This window comes from Umezawaea sp. NPDC059074 (assembly GCF_042738955.1).
In the GTDB taxonomy this organism is placed as follows: Bacteria; Actinomycetota; Actinomycetes; order Mycobacteriales; family Pseudonocardiaceae; genus Umezawaea.
In genome coordinates this window covers 33,584-49,102 of the sequence record NZ_JBHYHC010000043.1, presented here as the reverse complement: position 1 = coordinate 49,102, position 15,519 = coordinate 33,584, and the positions used below count along the sequence as shown (strand labels likewise).

The 15,519-nt window shown below is 72.0% G+C and carries 15 protein-coding genes; 12 read left to right on the top strand and 3 right to left on the bottom strand.

Annotated elements, in window-relative coordinates; all coding sequences use genetic code 11:
• Positions 1 to 168 precede the first annotated feature (168 nt).
• Genes ACFWW9_RS20850 through ACFWW9_RS20840 form a run of 3 tightly spaced genes read left to right on the top strand, consistent with a single transcriptional unit; the run spans position 169 to position 3,142 of the window.
• On the top strand, positions 169 to 1,134 hold the full coding sequence (locus ACFWW9_RS20850) for a Bug family tripartite tricarboxylate transporter substrate binding protein (RefSeq protein WP_390380173.1): 966 nt from the start codon (positions 169 to 171) through the stop codon (positions 1,132 to 1,134).
• Positions 1,131 to 1,625 (top strand): tripartite tricarboxylate transporter TctB family protein, encoded by a 495-nt coding sequence (locus tag ACFWW9_RS20845; protein ID WP_390380102.1) that lies wholly within the window; start codon positions 1,131 to 1,133, stop codon positions 1,623 to 1,625. Before ACFWW9_RS20850 ends, ACFWW9_RS20845 begins: the two co-directional genes overlap by 4 nt.
• Positions 1,625 to 3,142 (top strand): tripartite tricarboxylate transporter permease, encoded by a 1,518-nt coding sequence (locus ACFWW9_RS20840; protein WP_390380099.1) that lies wholly within the window; start codon positions 1,625 to 1,627, stop codon positions 3,140 to 3,142. The genes ACFWW9_RS20845 and ACFWW9_RS20840 overlap by 1 nt, the downstream gene beginning before the upstream one ends.
• Positions 3,143 to 3,192: 50 nt before the next feature.
• Here ACFWW9_RS20840 and ACFWW9_RS20835 read toward each other — a convergent pair whose 3' ends face one another.
• Positions 3,193 to 4,677, bottom strand: coding sequence for a CoA-acylating methylmalonate-semialdehyde dehydrogenase (locus tag ACFWW9_RS20835; RefSeq protein ID WP_390380096.1), 1,485 nt, complete (start codon positions 4,675 to 4,677; stop codon positions 3,193 to 3,195).
• A complete protein-coding gene (locus ACFWW9_RS20830) occupies positions 4,674 to 5,675 on the bottom strand; it encodes a LacI family DNA-binding transcriptional regulator (protein ID WP_390380093.1) in 1,002 nt (333 codons plus the stop codon). Before ACFWW9_RS20830 ends, ACFWW9_RS20835 begins: the two co-directional genes overlap by 4 nt.
• 139 nt (positions 5,676 to 5,814) lie before the next feature.
• Here ACFWW9_RS20830 and ACFWW9_RS20825 point away from each other — a divergent pair, with 139 nt between their 5' ends.
• Genes ACFWW9_RS20825 through iolD form a run of 9 tightly spaced genes read left to right on the top strand, consistent with a single transcriptional unit; the run spans position 5,815 to position 15,131 of the window.
• Entirely contained in the window at positions 5,815 to 6,816 is a 1,002-nt protein-coding gene (locus tag ACFWW9_RS20825; RefSeq protein WP_390380090.1) for a Gfo/Idh/MocA family oxidoreductase, read from the top strand.
• Positions 6,813 to 7,688: a TIM barrel protein gene (locus tag ACFWW9_RS20820; RefSeq protein ID WP_390380087.1), complete on the top strand. Its 876-nt coding sequence runs from the start codon at positions 6,813 to 6,815 to the stop codon at positions 7,686 to 7,688. Before ACFWW9_RS20825 ends, ACFWW9_RS20820 begins: the two co-directional genes overlap by 4 nt.
• Positions 7,689 to 7,693: 5 nt before the next feature.
• On the top strand, positions 7,694 to 8,704 hold the full coding sequence (locus tag ACFWW9_RS20815) for a sugar ABC transporter substrate-binding protein (RefSeq protein WP_390380084.1): 1,011 nt from the start codon (positions 7,694 to 7,696) through the stop codon (positions 8,702 to 8,704).
• A gap of 21 nt (positions 8,705 to 8,725) precedes the next feature.
• Entirely contained in the window at positions 8,726 to 9,775 is a 1,050-nt protein-coding gene (locus ACFWW9_RS20810; RefSeq protein ID WP_390380081.1) for an ABC transporter permease, read from the top strand.
• Positions 9,772 to 10,563 (top strand): ATP-binding cassette domain-containing protein, encoded by a 792-nt coding sequence (locus ACFWW9_RS20805; protein ID WP_390380078.1) that lies wholly within the window; start codon positions 9,772 to 9,774, stop codon positions 10,561 to 10,563. Before ACFWW9_RS20810 ends, ACFWW9_RS20805 begins: the two co-directional genes overlap by 4 nt.
• On the top strand, positions 10,563 to 11,492 hold the full coding sequence (iolC, locus tag ACFWW9_RS20800) for a 5-dehydro-2-deoxygluconokinase (protein WP_390380075.1): 930 nt from the start codon (positions 10,563 to 10,565) through the stop codon (positions 11,490 to 11,492). Before ACFWW9_RS20805 ends, iolC begins: the two co-directional genes overlap by 1 nt.
• Positions 11,489 to 12,397, top strand: a complete 909-nt coding sequence (locus tag ACFWW9_RS20795) for an aldolase (protein WP_390380073.1) — start codon at positions 11,489 to 11,491, stop codon at positions 12,395 to 12,397. Before iolC ends, ACFWW9_RS20795 begins: the two co-directional genes overlap by 4 nt.
• Complete coding sequence (iolB, locus tag ACFWW9_RS20790) at positions 12,394 to 13,281, top strand: 5-deoxy-glucuronate isomerase (protein WP_390380070.1); 888 nt, start codon at positions 12,394 to 12,396, stop codon at positions 13,279 to 13,281. The genes ACFWW9_RS20795 and iolB overlap by 4 nt, the downstream gene beginning before the upstream one ends.
• Positions 13,278 to 15,131 (top strand): 3D-(3,5/4)-trihydroxycyclohexane-1,2-dione acylhydrolase (decyclizing), encoded by a 1,854-nt coding sequence (iolD, locus tag ACFWW9_RS20785; RefSeq protein ID WP_390380067.1) that lies wholly within the window; start codon positions 13,278 to 13,280, stop codon positions 15,129 to 15,131. The genes iolB and iolD overlap by 4 nt, the downstream gene beginning before the upstream one ends.
• Here the strand turns inward: iolD and ACFWW9_RS20780 are convergent.
• Entirely contained in the window at positions 15,128 to 15,502 is a 375-nt protein-coding gene (locus tag ACFWW9_RS20780) for a hypothetical protein (protein ID WP_390380064.1), read from the bottom strand. The two genes, iolD and ACFWW9_RS20780, sit on opposite strands and share 4 nt — an antisense overlap.
• Positions 15,503 to 15,519 lie beyond the last annotated feature (17 nt).

The window sequence follows — 15,519 nt, the reverse complement described above, 5'->3', positions numbered from 1 at the left end:
CCGCCTCGTCGCGTGGGAGTGACAGTAGGACGTTCGGAGGACCGGTGCGCGAGACCACAAAGACCAAAAGAACCGCTACGCCCGCAAACGGGACTTCCGGTTAACACCCCGGCAACATCCCACCCCAACGGAGGAGAGGCGGAGATCACAGTGCTGATCAGGAACTGGCTGGCGGTCGGGGCCGCGGTCGCGGCCGTGCTCGTGGTGCCGCCGCTGCTCACGCCGGGCGGCGACAGCGCTTCGGGCCAGCTCCGGGCGTTGCGGGTGCTGGTGCCGAACGCGCCCGGCGGCGGCTACGACATCACCGCCCGCACCGCGGCCAAGGCGATGGAGGACGCGGACCTGCTCCGCAACGCCGAGGTGTTCAACCTGCCGGGAGCGGGCGGGACGGTCGGGCTCGGGCGGACCGTGGCCGAGAAGGGCAACGGGAAGCTGGTCATGTCGATGGGCCTCGGCGTCGTCGGCAGCGTCTACACGAACAAGGCCCCCTCGTCGCTGCTGGACACCACGCCCGTCGCGAAGCTGATCGAGGAGCCGGACATCGTCGTGGTGGGCAAGGACTCGCCCTACCGGACGCTCGACGACCTGGTCACGGCGTGGAAGGCGGATCCGGGCGCGGTGCCCGTCGGCGGCGGGTCGTCGCCCGGCGGACCGGACCACCTGGCGCCGATGCTGATGGCGAAGGCCGTCGGCCTGGAGCCGAGGACCGTCAACTACATCCCGTTCGACGGCGGCGGCGAGCTGCTCGCGTCGGTGCTCGGCGGCAAGGTCGCCTTCGGCGTGTCCGGCATCGGCGAGTACCGCGACCAGATCCAGGCCGGGACGCTCCGCGTGCTCGCGGTGACCAGCGCCGACCGGATCCCCGGCGTGGACGCGCCGACGCTGACCGAGGCGGGCGTGGACGTGAAGTTCAGCAACTGGCGCGGGATCGTCGCGCCACCCGGACTGTCCACTGAGGACCGCGACCGGCTGGTGGACCTGTTCACGAAGCTGCACGCCACCCCGCAGTGGAAGGAAGCGCTGGAGCGCAACGGGTGGACCGACGCCTTCGCGCCGGGTGAGAAGTTCGGGGACTTCCTGGAAGAGGAGAACACGCGAGTGGCGACCGTGCTGAAGGACTTGGGGCTCGCATGACCACGTGGCTGAAGGAGCGCTCGGAACTCGGGGTGTCCGCCGTCCTGGCGGTGCTCGGGGTGGTGGTGCTGGTGGACGCGCTGCGGATCCACACGGACTTCGCCCAGCGCGGACCGGTCGGGCCCAAGGCGGTGCCGGTCGTGGTCGGCGTGGGGCTGCTGGTCGTGGCCGTGCTGCTGGCGCGCGACGTGCTGCGCGGCGGCCGCGGCGAGGCCGAGGGCGGCGAGGACGTCGACCTCACCGCGCCCGCCGACTGGCGCACGGTCCTCCTGCTGTGCGGGGCCTTCCTGGCCAACGCGGCGCTGATCGGCGTGGTCGGGTTCCCGATCTCCGGGGCGGTCCTGTTCTGGGGCGCGGCGTACGCGCTGGGCAGTCGGCACTTCGTGCGCGACCCGCTGATCGCCGCCGGGATGGCCGTCGTGACGTTCCTGGTGTTCAACAACCTGCTCGGGGTTCCCCTGCCCGGCGGCCCGCTGATGGGGGTGCTGTGATGTTCGACCAGCTCATGGGCGGTTTCGCCACCGCCTTGACGCCCACGCACCTCGCGCTGGCCGCGCTGGGCGTGCTGCTCGGCACCGCGATCGGCGTGCTGCCGGGCATCGGGCCCGCGATGGCCGTGGCGCTGCTGCTGCCGGTGACCTACGGCCTGGAGCCGACCGGCGCGTTCATCATGTTCGCGGGCATCTACTACGGCGGGATGTTCGGCGGCTCGACCACGTCGATCCTGCTGAACACCCCCGGCGAGAGCGCGGCGGTCGTGGCCGCGATCGACGGGAACCCCATGGCGCGCAAGGGTCGTGGCGCGCAGGCGTTGGCGGCCGCCGCCATCGGGCACTTCGTCGGCGGGATCATCGGCACGACCATGCTGGTGCTGCTCGCGCCGACCGTGGCCGAGTACGCCGTCGACATCGGCGCCCCGGACTTCTTCGCGATCATGGTGCTGGCGTTCATCGCGGTCACGTCGGTGCTCGGCGCTTCACGGGTGCGCGGCTTCGCCTCCCTGCTGATCGGCTTGGCCATCGGGCTCGTGGGGCTCGACGAGATGACCGGCCAGCAGCGGATGACGTTCGGGTCGCTGCACTTGGCGGACGGCATCGACGTGGTGATCGTGGCCGTGGCGCTGTTCGCCGTCGGAGAGTCGCTGTGGGTGGCCGCCCACCTGCGGCGCAACGTCAGCGAGGCCATCCCCGTCGGACGGCCGTGGCTCGGGCGCGCGGACCTCAAGCGGGCGTGGAAGCCGTGGCTGCGCGGGCCGTTCATCGGGTTCCCGTTCGGCGCGATCCCCGCCGGCGGCGCGGAGATCCCGACGTTCCTGTCGTACGTGGCCGAGAAGCGGCTGGCCGGGAAGCACCGGGACGAGTTCGGCAAGGGCGCCATCGAGGGCGTCGCCGGGCCCGAGGCGACGGCGTCCGCGTCGGCCGCGGGGACGCTGGTGTCGATGCTGACGCTGGGACTGCCGACCACGGCGGTCGCGGCGGTGATGCTGGCGGCGTTCCAGCAGTACGGGATCCAGCCGGGCCCGCTGCTGTTCCAGCGGGAGTCGTCGCTGGTGTGGGGCCTGATCGCGTCGCTGTTCATCGGGCTGACGCTGCTGCTGGTGCTGAACCTGCCGCTCGCGCCGCTGTGGGCGAAGCTGCTGCGGATCCCGCGGCCGTACCTGTACGCGGGCATCCTGTTCTTCGCCAGCGTCGGGGCCTACGCGGTCAACGCCGACGTGTTCGACCTGCTGGTGATGTTCGTGATCGGCGTGCTCGGGTTCGTGATGCGGCGCTACGGCCTGCCGGTGCTGCCCGCGATCATCGGCGTGATCCTCGGACCGGCCGCCGAGCAGCAGATGCGGCGGGCGTTGCAGCTCTCGGACGGCGACCTGTCCGGGCTGGTGAACACGCCGTTCTCGATCGTGGTCTACGTCGTCATCGCGGTGCTGCTGTTCTTCCCGCTGATCCGCAAGGCGATCGCGCCGAAGAAGCCGACCACGCCCTCCGCCCCCGTGCGCGAGGAGGTGTGAGGCCTCCCCGGTTCCACGGCGCCCCTCGTGCCGTGGAACCGGGGAGCGCTCTAGCCGTGGGTCGGGAAGCCCAGGTCGATGCCGTGCTGCCGGGGCCAGCGGGCGGTGACCGCCTTCGCCCTGGTGTAGAAGCGGACGCCCTCCGCGCCGTGCACGTGGGTGTCGCCGAACAGCGAGTCCTTCCAGCCGCCGAAGGAGTAGTACGCCATCGGCACCGGGATGGGGACGTTGATGCCGACCATGCCGACCTGCACGCGGCGCTGGTACTCGCGGGCCGCGAGGCCGTCACCGGTGTAGATGGCCGTGCCGTTGCCGTACCTGTTGGCGTTGACCAGGTCCACGGCCGCCTCGAACGTCGGCACCCGCACCACGCTCAGCACCGGGCCGAAGATCTCGTCCCGGTAGAGCGCCATGTCCGTGGTCACGTGGTCGAACAGGGTCGGCTTGAGCCAGAACCCGTTCTCGTGGCCCTCCGGGGCGAACCCCCGGCCGTCGACCACGAGCGTCGCGCCCTCGTCGTTGTCCACGTAGGACTGCACCTTGTCTCGGTGCACCCCGGTGACCAGCGGGCCCATCTGCGAGGCGGGATCGGTGCCGGGGCCGGTGACCAGGCCCTTCGTCCGCTCGGCGATCTTCTCCACCAGGCTGTCCGCCGCGTCGCCCACCGCGACCACGACGGAGATCGCCATGCACCGCTCGCCCGCGCTGCCGTAGCCTGCGGACACGGCCGCGTCCGCCGCCACGTCGAGGTCGGCGTCCGGCAGCACGACCATGTGGTTCTTGGCCCCGCCCAACGCCTGCACGCGCTTGCCCGCCGCCGTGCCGCGGGCGTAGACGTGCCGGGCGATGGCCGTGGACCCGACGAACGACGCCGCCGCGACGTCCGGGTGGTCCAGCAGCGCGTTGACCGCGGTCGCGTCGCCGTGCAGGACGTTCAGCACGCCGTCCGGCAGGCCCGCCTCGGAGAACAGCTCGGCCAGCCGCACCGCCGCCGACGGGTCGCGCTCGGACGGCTTGAGGACGAACGTGTTCCCGCTGGCGATGGCCACCGGGAACATCCACATCGGCACCATCACCGGGAAGTTGAACGGCGTGATGCCCGCGACCACGCCCAGCGGCTGTCGGACCGAGTACGCGTCCACCCCGCGCGACACCTGCTCCGAGTGCTCGCCCTTGAGGAGGTGGGGGATGCCGCAGGCGAACTCGACGACCTCCAGGCCGCGCTGCACCTCGCCCGCCGCGTCGTCGAGGACCTTGCCGTGCTCGGCGGTGATGATCGCGGCCAGCTCGTCGCGGTGCTCGTGCAGCAGGTGGCGGTAGGTGAAGAGGATGCGCGAGCGCGTGGCCAGCGACGACTCCGACCAGGACGCCGACGCCTTCAGCGCCGAGGCGACGGCCAGGTCGACGTCCGCCTGGTCCGCGAGGACGACCCGCTTGGCGACCTCGCCGGTCGCCGGGTCGAACACGTCGCTGGTCCGGCTCGACACGCCCGTCGTGCGGGCGCCGTCGATCCAGTGCGGGATGGTGCTGGTCAAGACGACCCTCCTGGGGCGGCAGTGGTGTTCCGGACGACGAGCTTCGGGTGCAGCAGGTGCCGCACGGGCTCGGTGCGCTCGCCGCGCACGCGTTGCAGCAGCGCCTCGGCGGCCAGCCTGCCGATCTCGTTGCGCGGCTGGTCGACGGTGGTGAGCGAGACGTGGCGCAGTGCGGCCAGCGAGGTGTTGTCGTAGCCGACGACCGAGACGTCCTCCGGGACGCGGAAACCGGCCTCCTCCAACGCGGAGATCGCGCCGACGGCGTTGAAGTCGTTGCAGGAGATGATCGCCGTGGGCATCCGGCCGCCGCGGTGCAGCTCCTGGATGGCCTTCGCGCCCGCCGCGTCGGTGTACTCGCTGCCCACCACGCGGGGTTCCAGGCCGTGGCCGGTCATGGCGTTCACGTAGCCGCGCCGCCGCGGACCGGCCTGGCTGCCCTCGCCGCCGTCGAGGTGGACGATGTCGCGGTGGCCTAACGAGACCAGGTGGTCCACCGCCAAGCCCGCGCCCTGCTCGCCGTCGTCGTTGACCGTGTCCACGCCCGAGACGCGGCTCGACCTGGCCACGAGCACGATCGGCAGGTGGTCGGCGGCGTTGCTGATGGCGGCCGTCGGCACGACGGGGCTGAGCAGCGCCAATCCCGCCGGGCGGAACGACAGCAGGCTGTCCAGCGCCCGCCGCTCGCGGGCCGGGCTGCGGCCGCCGGTGTTGATGATCAGGTCGAAGCCCTGCTCGCGCGCCACCGCGTCGAGGCCGTCCACGACCTCCGCGAAGAACGCGTTGTGCAGGTCGGACACCATCACCCCTAGGACGGTCGAGGTCCGGCTGGCCAACGACCGCGCCATCGCGTGCGGCGAGTAGCCCAGCTCCTCCGCCGCCTTGAGCACCGCGGCGCGTCGCTGCTCGCTCACCTTGGGTGAATCCCGCATCACCAGCGACACCAGCGCGCGGGACACCCCCGCCCGCTTGGCGACGTCCTCCATGGTCGGCCTGGCCACCGCCACCTCCCTCGTCCGCGGGTCACGAGCCGGAAACGCCCCCTTGACACCCGTGTGACGGAAGCTACAGCATTGGAGCGCTCCAACCAATAGAGCGCTCTAACGCCACAGACCTCCTACCAGGACGGAGACCCTCCGCATGCGGATCGGAGTCGCTGGAGTCGGCCGGATCGGCACGATGCACGCCACCAACCTCGCCGCGCTGGACCAGGTCGACGAGGTCCTCCTCTTCGACCCCGTCCCCGGTCGAGCGGCCCAGGCGTCGGCCGACCTGCCCGGCACGAAGGCGGTCGACGACCTCGACGCGTTGCTCACGGCGAGTGACGGCGTGTTGTTGGCGACCCCGACGAACACCCACCCCGCCCTGCTGCGCGCCGCGCTGGCGGCGAAGGTCCCCGCCCTGTGCGAGAAGCCCATCGCCAGCGACCTGGACGAGATGAGGGCGCTGGTCGACGACGTCGAGGCCTCCGGCGTCGAGGTGCTGGTCGGCTTCCAGCGCCGCTTCGACCCGGCCGTGTTCGAGCTGCACCGCCGCATCCGCGCGGGAGAGGTCGGCGACATCTACCTGGTCCGGGCGGTCGGCAACGACGCCCAACCCCCGGACTTCGGCTACCTGCCCGCGTCCGGCGGCATCTTCCGCGACCTGCTGATCCACGACCTGGACGCCGTCCCGTGGCTGGTCGGCGAGCCCGTGGTGGAGGTGTACGCGTCCGGTTCCGTCCTGGTGAACCAGGCGTTCGCCGACGCCGACGACGTGGACAACGCCGTGGTGCTGCTGAAGTTCGCGGGAGGCGCCCACGCCACCCTCGCGGGCGGCAGGCACGACCCGCTCGGCTACGACCACCGCATCGAGGTCCTCGGCAGCAAGGACTCCCTCGCCGTGGGCGTGGACCCCCGCACCCCGCTGACCTCGCTCGAACCCGGCGGCCCGGTCGTCGCGGCCGACGCCTACCCCGGTTTCCCCGAGCGCTTCCACCGCGCCTACCTCAACGAGATGGCCGTCTTCACCCAGGTGGTCGCCGGTGAAGTGGCGAACCCCTCCCCCGCGAGGGAGAGTTTGATCAGCCTCCGCCTCGCCGAGGCGTGCGAGGCTTCCCGGCGTTCGGGTTCGCCGGTCCGCCTGACGGGAGTGAACGCATGACGAAGATCGCCGGCGCGCCCATCTCCTGGGGTGTGTGCGAGGTGCCCGCTTGGGGTCGGGTGTTGGAGGCCGAGCAGGTGCTCGGTGAGATGGCGTCGCTCGGGTTGGCGGCGACCGAGTTGGGGCCGCCCGACTACCTGCCGTCCGATCCCGCCGCGTTGAAGGCGCTGCTCGCCGAGCACGACCTCAGTCTCGTCGGCGGGTTCCTCGCGGTCGTGCTGCACGACCCGCCGCAGGTGCCGTCCACTGTGGAGGAAGCCGAGCGCGTCGCCGCGCTGCTGGCCGCCGCTGGGGCCGGGGTGCTGGTGCTGGCCGCCGCCACCGGGCTCGACGGGTACGACGAGCGGCCCGAGTTGAGCGACGAGCAGTGGCGGACGTTGATCCAGACGTCCGCGAAGATCGCCGACATCGCCGCTGCCCACGGGCTGCGGACGGTGCTGCACCCGCACGTCGGCACGCACGTGGAGCGGACCGCCGAGGTCGAGCGGTTCCTCGCGGACTCCGAACTCCCGCTCTGCCTGGACACCGGCCACCTGCTCATCGGCGGCACGGATCCGGTCGACCTGGCCCGCCGCCACCCGGACCGGATCGGCCACGTGCACCTCAAGGACGTGCGCGCGGAGATCGCGGACCGGGTGCGCGGTGGGGAACTCGGCTACACCGCCGCCGTCCAGCAGGGGATCTACGTGCCCCTCGGCGACGGCGACGTGGACGTGGAAGCTCTGGTCACGCTCCTCCGGGAGGCGGGCTACACCGGTTGGTTCGTCCTCGAACAGGACACCGCGCTCGGTGACGGCAGTCCAGCGGACACCCCCGTGCTGGACACCGCGCGCAGCCTCGCGCACCTCAACAAGATCATCGGAAAGGGCTAGGGACGATGACGTCTGTTCGCTCTGCAAGACGAAGTGTTCTGCGCGTGGGCCTCGGCGTTGCCGCGGTCGCCCTGCTGGCCGCGTGCAGCGGGCCGGGTGCGAGCAACACCACCAGTTCCGGCAGCCCCGACACCGGGTCCGCCTCCAGCTCCAGCGGTCCGCTGAAGGTCGCCGTCGTCACGCACGGCTCCGCCGGTGACACCTTCTGGAACGTGGTCAAGAACGGCGCGACCGACGCGGGCAAGGCGCTCGGCGTGACGGTCGACTACAACTCCGACGGCGACCCCGGCGCGCAGTCCAAGCTGATCGACAACGCGGTGTCGCAGAAGGTCGGCGGCCTCGTCGTGTCGATGGCGAACCCGGACGCGCTGAAGACCTCGATCGAGGCCGCCGTCAAGGCGGGCATCCCGGTGATCACCATCAACTCCGGCGGCGACAAGAGCGCGTCCTTCGGGGCCATCGCGCACGTCGGCCAGGAGGAGGGGATCGCGGGCGAGCAGGCGGGCAAGAAGCTCAAGGACGCGGGCAAGACCAAGCTCCTCTGCGTGATCCACGAGGCGGGCAACATCGGCCTCAGCCAGCGCTGCGACGGCGCGAAGACCGGCTTCGGCGGCTCGGTGACGAACCTCCAGGTCGACATCAACAACCCGACCGACATCGAGGCCCGCATCAAGGGCGCGTTGCAGACCGACCCGTCGATCGACGCCGTGCTGGCGCTGAACCCGCAGGTCGCCGTCAACGCCGCGAGCGCGGCCAAGGGCGCGTCCTCCAAGGCCGCCGTGGCGACGTTCGACCTCAACGCCGACGTGGTCGCGGGCATCAAGGCCGGTGACGTGCTGTTCGCCGTCGACCAGCAGCAGTACGAGCAGGGCTACCTGCCGATCGTGATGCTGAAGCTGTACCACGACAACGCGAACACCGTCGGCGGTGGCCAGCCCGTGCTGACCGGTCCCGGCTTCGTCGACAAGTCCAATGTGGACAAGGTCGAGGAATACGCCAAGCGCGGCACCCGCTAACCGACGCTGGAAGGGAGGGAGATGTCCGTGGCAGCGCAAGCTCCACCGGCCGCCGACGAGCGGATCAGCAAGCCCGGCCTGCTCGACCGGCTGGTCGTCCGACCGGAGATCGGGTCGCTGCTCGGCGCGGTGCTCGTGTTCCTGTTCTTCTCCATCGTGACCGAGCAGTTCCTGAGCACCGGCGGTGTCGCGACCTGGCTCGACGACGCGTCCACGCTCGGGATCATGGCGGTGGCCGTGTCGCTGCTCATGATCGGCGGGGAGTTCGACCTGTCCGCCGGTGTCATGACCGCGTCCACCGCGCTGGTCACGGCCATCCTCTCCACCCAGCTCGGCTGGAACGTCTGGCTGGCCCTGGTCGTGTCGCTGCTGTTCGCGCTGGGCGTCGGGGCGCTCAACGGGTGGCTGGTGATGCGGACGGGGCTGCCCAGCTTCATCGTGACGCTCGGCTCGTTCCTCGCGTTGCAGGGCCTCAACCTCGGCATCACGCGGCTCGTCACCGGCACCGTGCAGGTGTCCGGGATGCGCACCACCGACGGCTACGCGTCCGCCGGGTTCCTGTTCGCGTCGACGTTCAGCTTCGGCGGCACGTCGTTCTACATCTCCATCGTCTGGTGGATCCTGTTCACGGTCGTCGCCTCGACGATCCTGGTGCGGACCCGCTTCGGCAACTGGATCTTCGCGGTCGGCGGGTCGGCGCTCAGCTCCCGCGCGGTCGGCGTGCCGGTGATGCGGACCAAGATCTTCCTGTTCATGACCACGGCGTTCGCGGCGTGGCTGGTCGGGTCGATCAACATCCTGCGGTTCACCAGCGTGCAGGCCAACCAGGGCATCGGCCTGGAGTTCCAGTTCATCATCGCGGCCGTCATCGGCGGCTGCCTGCTCACCGGCGGCTTCGGCTCCGCGGTGGGCGCGGCCATCGGCGCGCTGATCTTCGGCATGGCGCGCCAGGGCATCGTCTACGCCAACTGGAACAGCGACTGGTTCCAGCTGTTCCTCGGCGTGATGCTGCTGTCGGCGGTGCTGGTCAACAACGCCCTGCGGCGGCGAGCGGAGAGGGTGCGGCGATGACCTCGCTGATCGAGACCACCGAGATCGGCAAGACCTACGGCAGCGTCATCGCGCTGCGGGACGTGTCGACCGTCGTCAACGCGGGCGAGGTCACCTGCGTGCTCGGCGACAACGGCGCGGGCAAGTCCACGCTCATCAAGATCCTCGCGGGCGTGCACCAGCACGACCGGGGCAGCCTCAAGGTCGAGGGCGAGGAGATCAGCTTCACCTCGCCGCGCGAAGCGCTCGACCACGGGATCGCCACGGTCTACCAGGACCTCGCCGTCGTGCCGTTGATGAGCGTGTGGCGCAACTTCTTCCTGGGGTCCGAGCCCACGAAGGGGTTCGGGCCGTTCAAGGTGCTGGACCGCAAGCAGGGCCGCGAGGTCACGAAGAAGGCGCTGTCCGAGATGGGCATCGACCTGCGGGACGTGGAGCAGCCGGTCGGCACGCTGTCCGGCGGTGAACGGCAGTGCGTCGCCATCGCGCGGGCCGTGCACTTCGGCGCGAAGGTGCTGATCCTGGACGAGCCGACCGCCGCGCTCGGCGTGAAGCAGGCCGGGGTGGTGCTGAAGTACGTGGCACGGGCCCGCGACCGCGGCCTCGGCGTCGTGCTGATCACCCACAACCCGCACCACGCGTTCCCGGTCGGCGACCGGTTCCTGCTGCTCAAGCGGGGTCGTTCGCTCGGGTCGTACGACAAGGCCGACATCACCATCGAGGAACTGACCCGGCAGATGGCCGGTGGCGCCGAACTCGACGCGCTGTCGCACGAGCTGCGTGCGGCGGAGAAGGAGGACGTGAGCTGATGGCGGTGGACGTGCTCACGGTCGGTCGTGTCGGTGTCGACCTCTACCCCGAGCAGAGCGGAGTCCCGCTGTCGGCCGTGCGCACGTTCGCCAAGTCGCTCGGCGGCACCGCGACCAACGTCGCGGTGGCCGCCGCCCGGCTCGGGCGGCGCTCGGCGGTGTTGACGAAGGTCGGTCCGGACGGGTTCGGCGACTACGTGCGCGAGGCGCTGGCCGGGTTCGGCGTCTCGCCGGAGTTCGTCGGCACGTCGCCCGACCTCCAGACGCCGGTGGTGTTCTGCGAGCTGAACCCGCCGGAGGACCCGCCGCTGCTGTTCTACCGCTCGCCGATCGCGCCGGACCTCACGCTCGGGGAGCCGGACGTGCCGTGGGACGTCGTCGCGGACGTGCCGCTGCTGTGGGTCACCGGCACGGGGGTGTCGGCGGAGCCCGCGCGGGGAACCCAGCGCAAGATGCTGGAGCACCGCGGCCGCCGGGCGCACACCGTGCTGGACCTCGATTTCCGGCCGATGTTCTGGTCCGATGTGGACAGTGCGCGGCGGGAGATCGGCTGGATGCTGGACCACGTGACCGTGGCGGTGGGCAACCGGACCGAGGTCGAGGTCGCCGTCGGCACCGCCGACCCGGACGAGGCCGCGCGTCGGCTGCTCGACCGCGGCGTGGAACTCGCGCTGGTCAAGAAGGGCGCCGAGGGCGTGCTGGTCGCGACGGCCGAGGGCTCGTGGACCGTGCCGCCGCACCCGGTCGACGTGGTGTGCGGCCTGGGCGCGGGCGACGCGTTCGGCGGGGCGCTGGCGCACGGCCTGCTCTCCGGCTGGGATCCGGTGCGGATCGCCCGCTACGCCAACGTCGCGGGCGCGCTGGTCGCGGGCCGTCTGGCCTGCGCGGACGCCATGCCGGAACCGCACGAGATCGAGGAGCTCCTGTGATCACCGACCAGCAGTGGGCCGAGCTGCTGACCACCAGGGCGACCGACCCCGGCTCGATCCGCCGGGCGTACCAGGCCCGCCGCGGCCCCAAGGGCCTGCTGTCGGAGCGCGGGACGCTGTTCCTGGTCGCGGCCGACCACCCGGCGCGCGGCGCGCTGGGCGTCGGCGGCGACCCGATGGCGATGGCGGACCGGCGGTCGCTGCTGGACCGGCTGCTGATCGCGCTGGCGAACCCGGACGTCGACGGCGTGCTCGGCACCCCGGACGTGATCGAGGACCTGCTCCTGCTCGACGGCCTGCACGAGAAGGTCGTGATCGGCTCGATGAACCGGGGTGGCTTGGCGGGCGCGGACTGGGAGATCGACGACCGGTTCACCGCGTACGACCCGCCCTCGATCGCCACGAACGGGCTCGACGGCGGGAAGATGCTGCTGCGCCTGGTGAACTCCGACGCGGGGACCGCCCCGACGTTGGAGGCGTGCGCGCAGGCCGTGTCCGCGCTGGCTCAGCACGGGCTGATGGCGATGGTCGAACCGCTGCCCTACGACCGCGACGACAGCGGGAAACTGGTGCTGCGCACCGATTCCGCGTCGCTGGCACGGGCGGCCGCGGTCGCCGCGGGCCTCGGCGTCACGTCGGCGTTCACCTGGCTCAAGCTGCCCGCCCCCGCCGACCCGGACACCGCGCTGGGCAGCACGACGCTGCCCACGCTGGTGCTGGGCGGCGTCCCCGGCCCCGATCCCGCCGCCGACCTGGCCTCGTGGGGGCGGTCGCTGCGGCACCCGACCGTGCGCGGGCTGGTCGTCGGTCGCGCCCTGCTCTACCCGCCGGACGGCGACGTGGCGGGCGCGGTGGCCTCCGCCGCGGCCGTGCTGCGCGCCGCTCACCAGGAGGTCACGGCATGAGTTGGCACCGCCCGTTGGGAACCCTGTCCTACGGCGACGACGCGATCCGGCTCGGCCCCGCCGAGGCGGGCTGGACCTACACCGGCCTGCGGGTGCTCCGGCTGGCCCCCGGCGAGAGCCGGGTGGTCGACACCGACGAGTTCGAGGCGTTCGTGCTGCCCCTCGCGGGCGGCTGCGTCGTCGAGGTCGACGGCGAGCGGTTCGAGCTGACCGGCCGCGAGTCGGTGTTCACCCGCGTCACGGACTTCGCCTACGTGCCGAGGGACGCCCGCGTCACGCTGTCGTCCGCCGACGGCGCCGAGGTGGCGCTGCCGATGGCCCGCTGCGAACGACGGCTGGAGCCCAGGTACGGGCCCGCCGAAGACGTGCCGGTCGAGGTGCGGGGCGCGGGCAACGCGACCCGGCAGGTGACGAACTTCGGCGTGCCCGGCGTCTGGGACCACGCGGACAAGCTGGTGGCGTGCGAGCTGATCACACCGGACGGCAACTGGTCGTCCTACCCGCCGCACAAGCACGACGACACCGAGCCGTGCGAGGTCGTGAACGAGGAGGTCTACTACTTCCGGATCGCCGGACGCGACGGGGTGACGCCGTCGCGTGAGGGGTTCGGGCTGCACAAGACCTACACCGGCGACGGCGAGGTGGACGAGGACGTGGCCGTGCGCGACGGGGACGTCTTCCTGATCCCGCGGGGCTACCACGGCCCGTGCGTCGCCGCGCCCGGCTACCCCATGTACTACCTGAACGTCCTGGCCGGACCAGGGGCGGAGCGGTCGCTCGCGTTCTGCGACGACCCCGCCCACACGTGGATCCGGGACAGCTGGGCCGACCAGGAGCTCGACCCGCGCTGCCCGGTGACGAACGCGAAGGGGCGAACGGCATGAAGCTGACCACGGCGCAGGCGCTCGTCCGGTGGCTGCTGGCGCAGCGGACCGAGCTGTTCGACGGGTCCGAGGCCCCGCTGTTCCCCGGCGTGTTCGCGATCTTCGGGCACGGCAACGTGCTCGGGATCGGCACCGCGCTGGAGGAGGTGCGCGACCAGCTCCCGGTGTGGCGCGGGCACAACGAGCAGGGAATGGCGCTGGCCGCCGTCGGCATCGGCAAGGCGACGCACCGGCGGCAGGTCGGCGTGGCCACGTCGTCGATCGGGCCGGGCGCGTTGAACATGGTGACGGCGGCGGGGGTCGCGCACGCGAACCGGCTGCCGCTGCTGCTGTTGCCCGGCGACACGTTCGTCGGCCGCGCGCCGGACCCGGTGCTCCAGCAGGTCGAGCACTTCCACGACCCGACGGCCACGGTGAACGACGCCTTCCGGGCCGTGAGCCGGTACTTCGACCGGATCACCAGGCCCGAGCAGCTGCTGTCGACGTTGCCGCAGGTCGCGCGGGTGCTGACCGACCCGGCCGAGTGCGGGCCGGTGACGCTGGCGCTGCCGCAGGACGTGCAGGCCGAGTCGTACGACTTCCCGGACTCGCTGTTCCACCCCGTGGTGCACCGGCTGCTGCGGCAGCGACCCGACCTCCGGGCGTTGACCGGCGCGGCCGAGCTGATCACCTCCGCGCGCAAGCCGCTGCTGGTGCTCGGCGGCGGGGTCCGGTACTCCGGGGCCGCAGGCCGGGCGCTGCGGTTCGCCGAGCAGCACCGGATCCCGGTCGTGGAGACGACCGCGGGCCGGACGCTCGTCCCGCACGACCACCCGCTCAACGCCGGACCGCTCGGCGTCACCGGCTCCACGTCGGCGAACGTCCTGGCGGCCGAGGCCGACGTGGTGATCGCCGTGGGGACCCGGTTGCAGGACTTCACCACGGCGTCGTGGACGGTGTTCTCCCCCGAAGTCCGGTTGCTGACCCTCAACGCGGCCCGGTTCGACGCGGTGAAGCACGGCGCCCAGGCGCTGGTGGCCGACGCCGACGAGGGGCTGCGCGAGCTGACCGACCTGCTCGGGCAGTGGCAGGGCGACTCGCACTGGGCCGACCAGGCCGCCGTGGAGCGGTGCCGGTGGGACGAGCACATCGACGGGCTGCGCACGCCCGACTCGGAACTGCCGACGTACGCGCAGGTCGTGGGCGTGGTCAACGACCTCAGCACGCCCGAGGACTACGTGATGACCGCGTCCGGCGGCCTGCCCGGCGAGCTGATCGGCGGCTGGCGGGCCATCGGCGAGTCGACGATGGACGTCGAGTACGGGTTCTCCTGCATGGGCTACGAGCTGGCGGGCGCGTGGGGCGCGGCCATCGCCCGACCGTCCGGCATCGTGACGACGCTGGTGGGCGACGGGTCGTACCTGATGCTGAACTCCGAGCTGTACTCCGCCGCGTTCGCCGGGCACGGGTTCGTGGCCGTGGTGTGCGACAACGACGGGTACGCGGTGATCCACCGGTTGCAGACCGGGCAGGGCGGGGCGGGGTTCAACAACCTGTACGCGGACGTGCGGACCGCGCACGCCGCGCCGCCGCGCACGGACTTCGCGGCCCACGCCGCCGCACTGGGCTGCGCGGTGTTCGCCGTCGACGGCCTCGACGACCTGGCCGACGCCTACCGCAAGGCGCGGGAGGCGGCAGTCGGGGAACGGCGGCCCGCGGTCGTCGTGATCCGCACGCACCCGGACGCGTGGACCGAGGCCGGGGCGTGGTGGGAGGTCGGCGTGCCCGCCACCTCGCACCGCCCGGAGATCGACGCCGCCCACGAGCGGATGGTGGAGGACAAGGCGCGCCAGGTCCGGTACCTGGGCTAGAAGGCGGGCGGCGCCGGGGGCAGCACGGCCGCGTCCACCGGCGTGCGCGGCAGGGCCGGGCTGATGGCGCCGAGCACGGCCCTCAGCTCCGGCTCCAGCTCGGGGTGCTCCCACAGCACGGCGTGGATCGAGCCGCGCCACTCCGTGGTGAACTCCGCCCTCGCCTGCGTCCGCCGTTCCAGCGGCACCAGCGCCAGCTCGTCCCGCGACGCCTGGAGCCTGCTCGTCACGAACTCGACCCGGCGCGGCACGCCGGAACCGAGCACTCCCGCGACCTCGGCGCGGACCCCCGCCCACAGGTGGGTGTCCATCGCCTTGATGAGGGCGCCCGCGACCGTGCCCGCCAACAGCCGCAGTCCTTCGTCCGGCATCCGCTTCCTCTCCGCTC

Excerpts from the sequence above, each read along its gene's own strand:
- iolC (WP_390380075.1), top strand. The coding sequence starts at position 10,563 with ATGGCGGTGGACGTGCTCACGGTCGGTCGTGTCGGTGTCGACCTCTAC.
- ACFWW9_RS20805 (WP_390380078.1), top strand. The coding sequence starts at position 9,772 with ATGACCTCGCTGATCGAGACCACCGAGATCGGCAAGACCTACGGCAGC.
- ACFWW9_RS20820 (WP_390380087.1), top strand. The coding sequence starts at position 6,813 with ATGACGAAGATCGCCGGCGCGCCCATCTCCTGGGGTGTGTGCGAGGTG.
- ACFWW9_RS20845 (WP_390380102.1), top strand. The coding sequence starts at position 1,131 with ATGACCACGTGGCTGAAGGAGCGCTCGGAACTCGGGGTGTCCGCCGTC.
- ACFWW9_RS20840 (WP_390380099.1), top strand. The coding sequence starts at position 1,625 with ATGTTCGACCAGCTCATGGGCGGTTTCGCCACCGCCTTGACGCCCACG.
- ACFWW9_RS20810 (WP_390380081.1), top strand. The coding sequence starts at position 8,726 with ATGTCCGTGGCAGCGCAAGCTCCACCGGCCGCCGACGAGCGGATCAGC.
- ACFWW9_RS20825 (WP_390380090.1), top strand. The coding sequence starts at position 5,815 with ATGCGGATCGGAGTCGCTGGAGTCGGCCGGATCGGCACGATGCACGCC.
- ACFWW9_RS20815 (WP_390380084.1), top strand. The coding sequence starts at position 7,694 with ATGACGTCTGTTCGCTCTGCAAGACGAAGTGTTCTGCGCGTGGGCCTC.
- iolB (WP_390380070.1), top strand. The coding sequence starts at position 12,394 with ATGAGTTGGCACCGCCCGTTGGGAACCCTGTCCTACGGCGACGACGCG.
- ACFWW9_RS20780 (WP_390380064.1), bottom strand. The coding sequence starts at position 15,502 with ATGCCGGACGAAGGACTGCGGCTGTTGGCGGGCACGGTCGCGGGCGCC.
- iolD (WP_390380067.1), top strand. The coding sequence starts at position 13,278 with ATGAAGCTGACCACGGCGCAGGCGCTCGTCCGGTGGCTGCTGGCGCAG.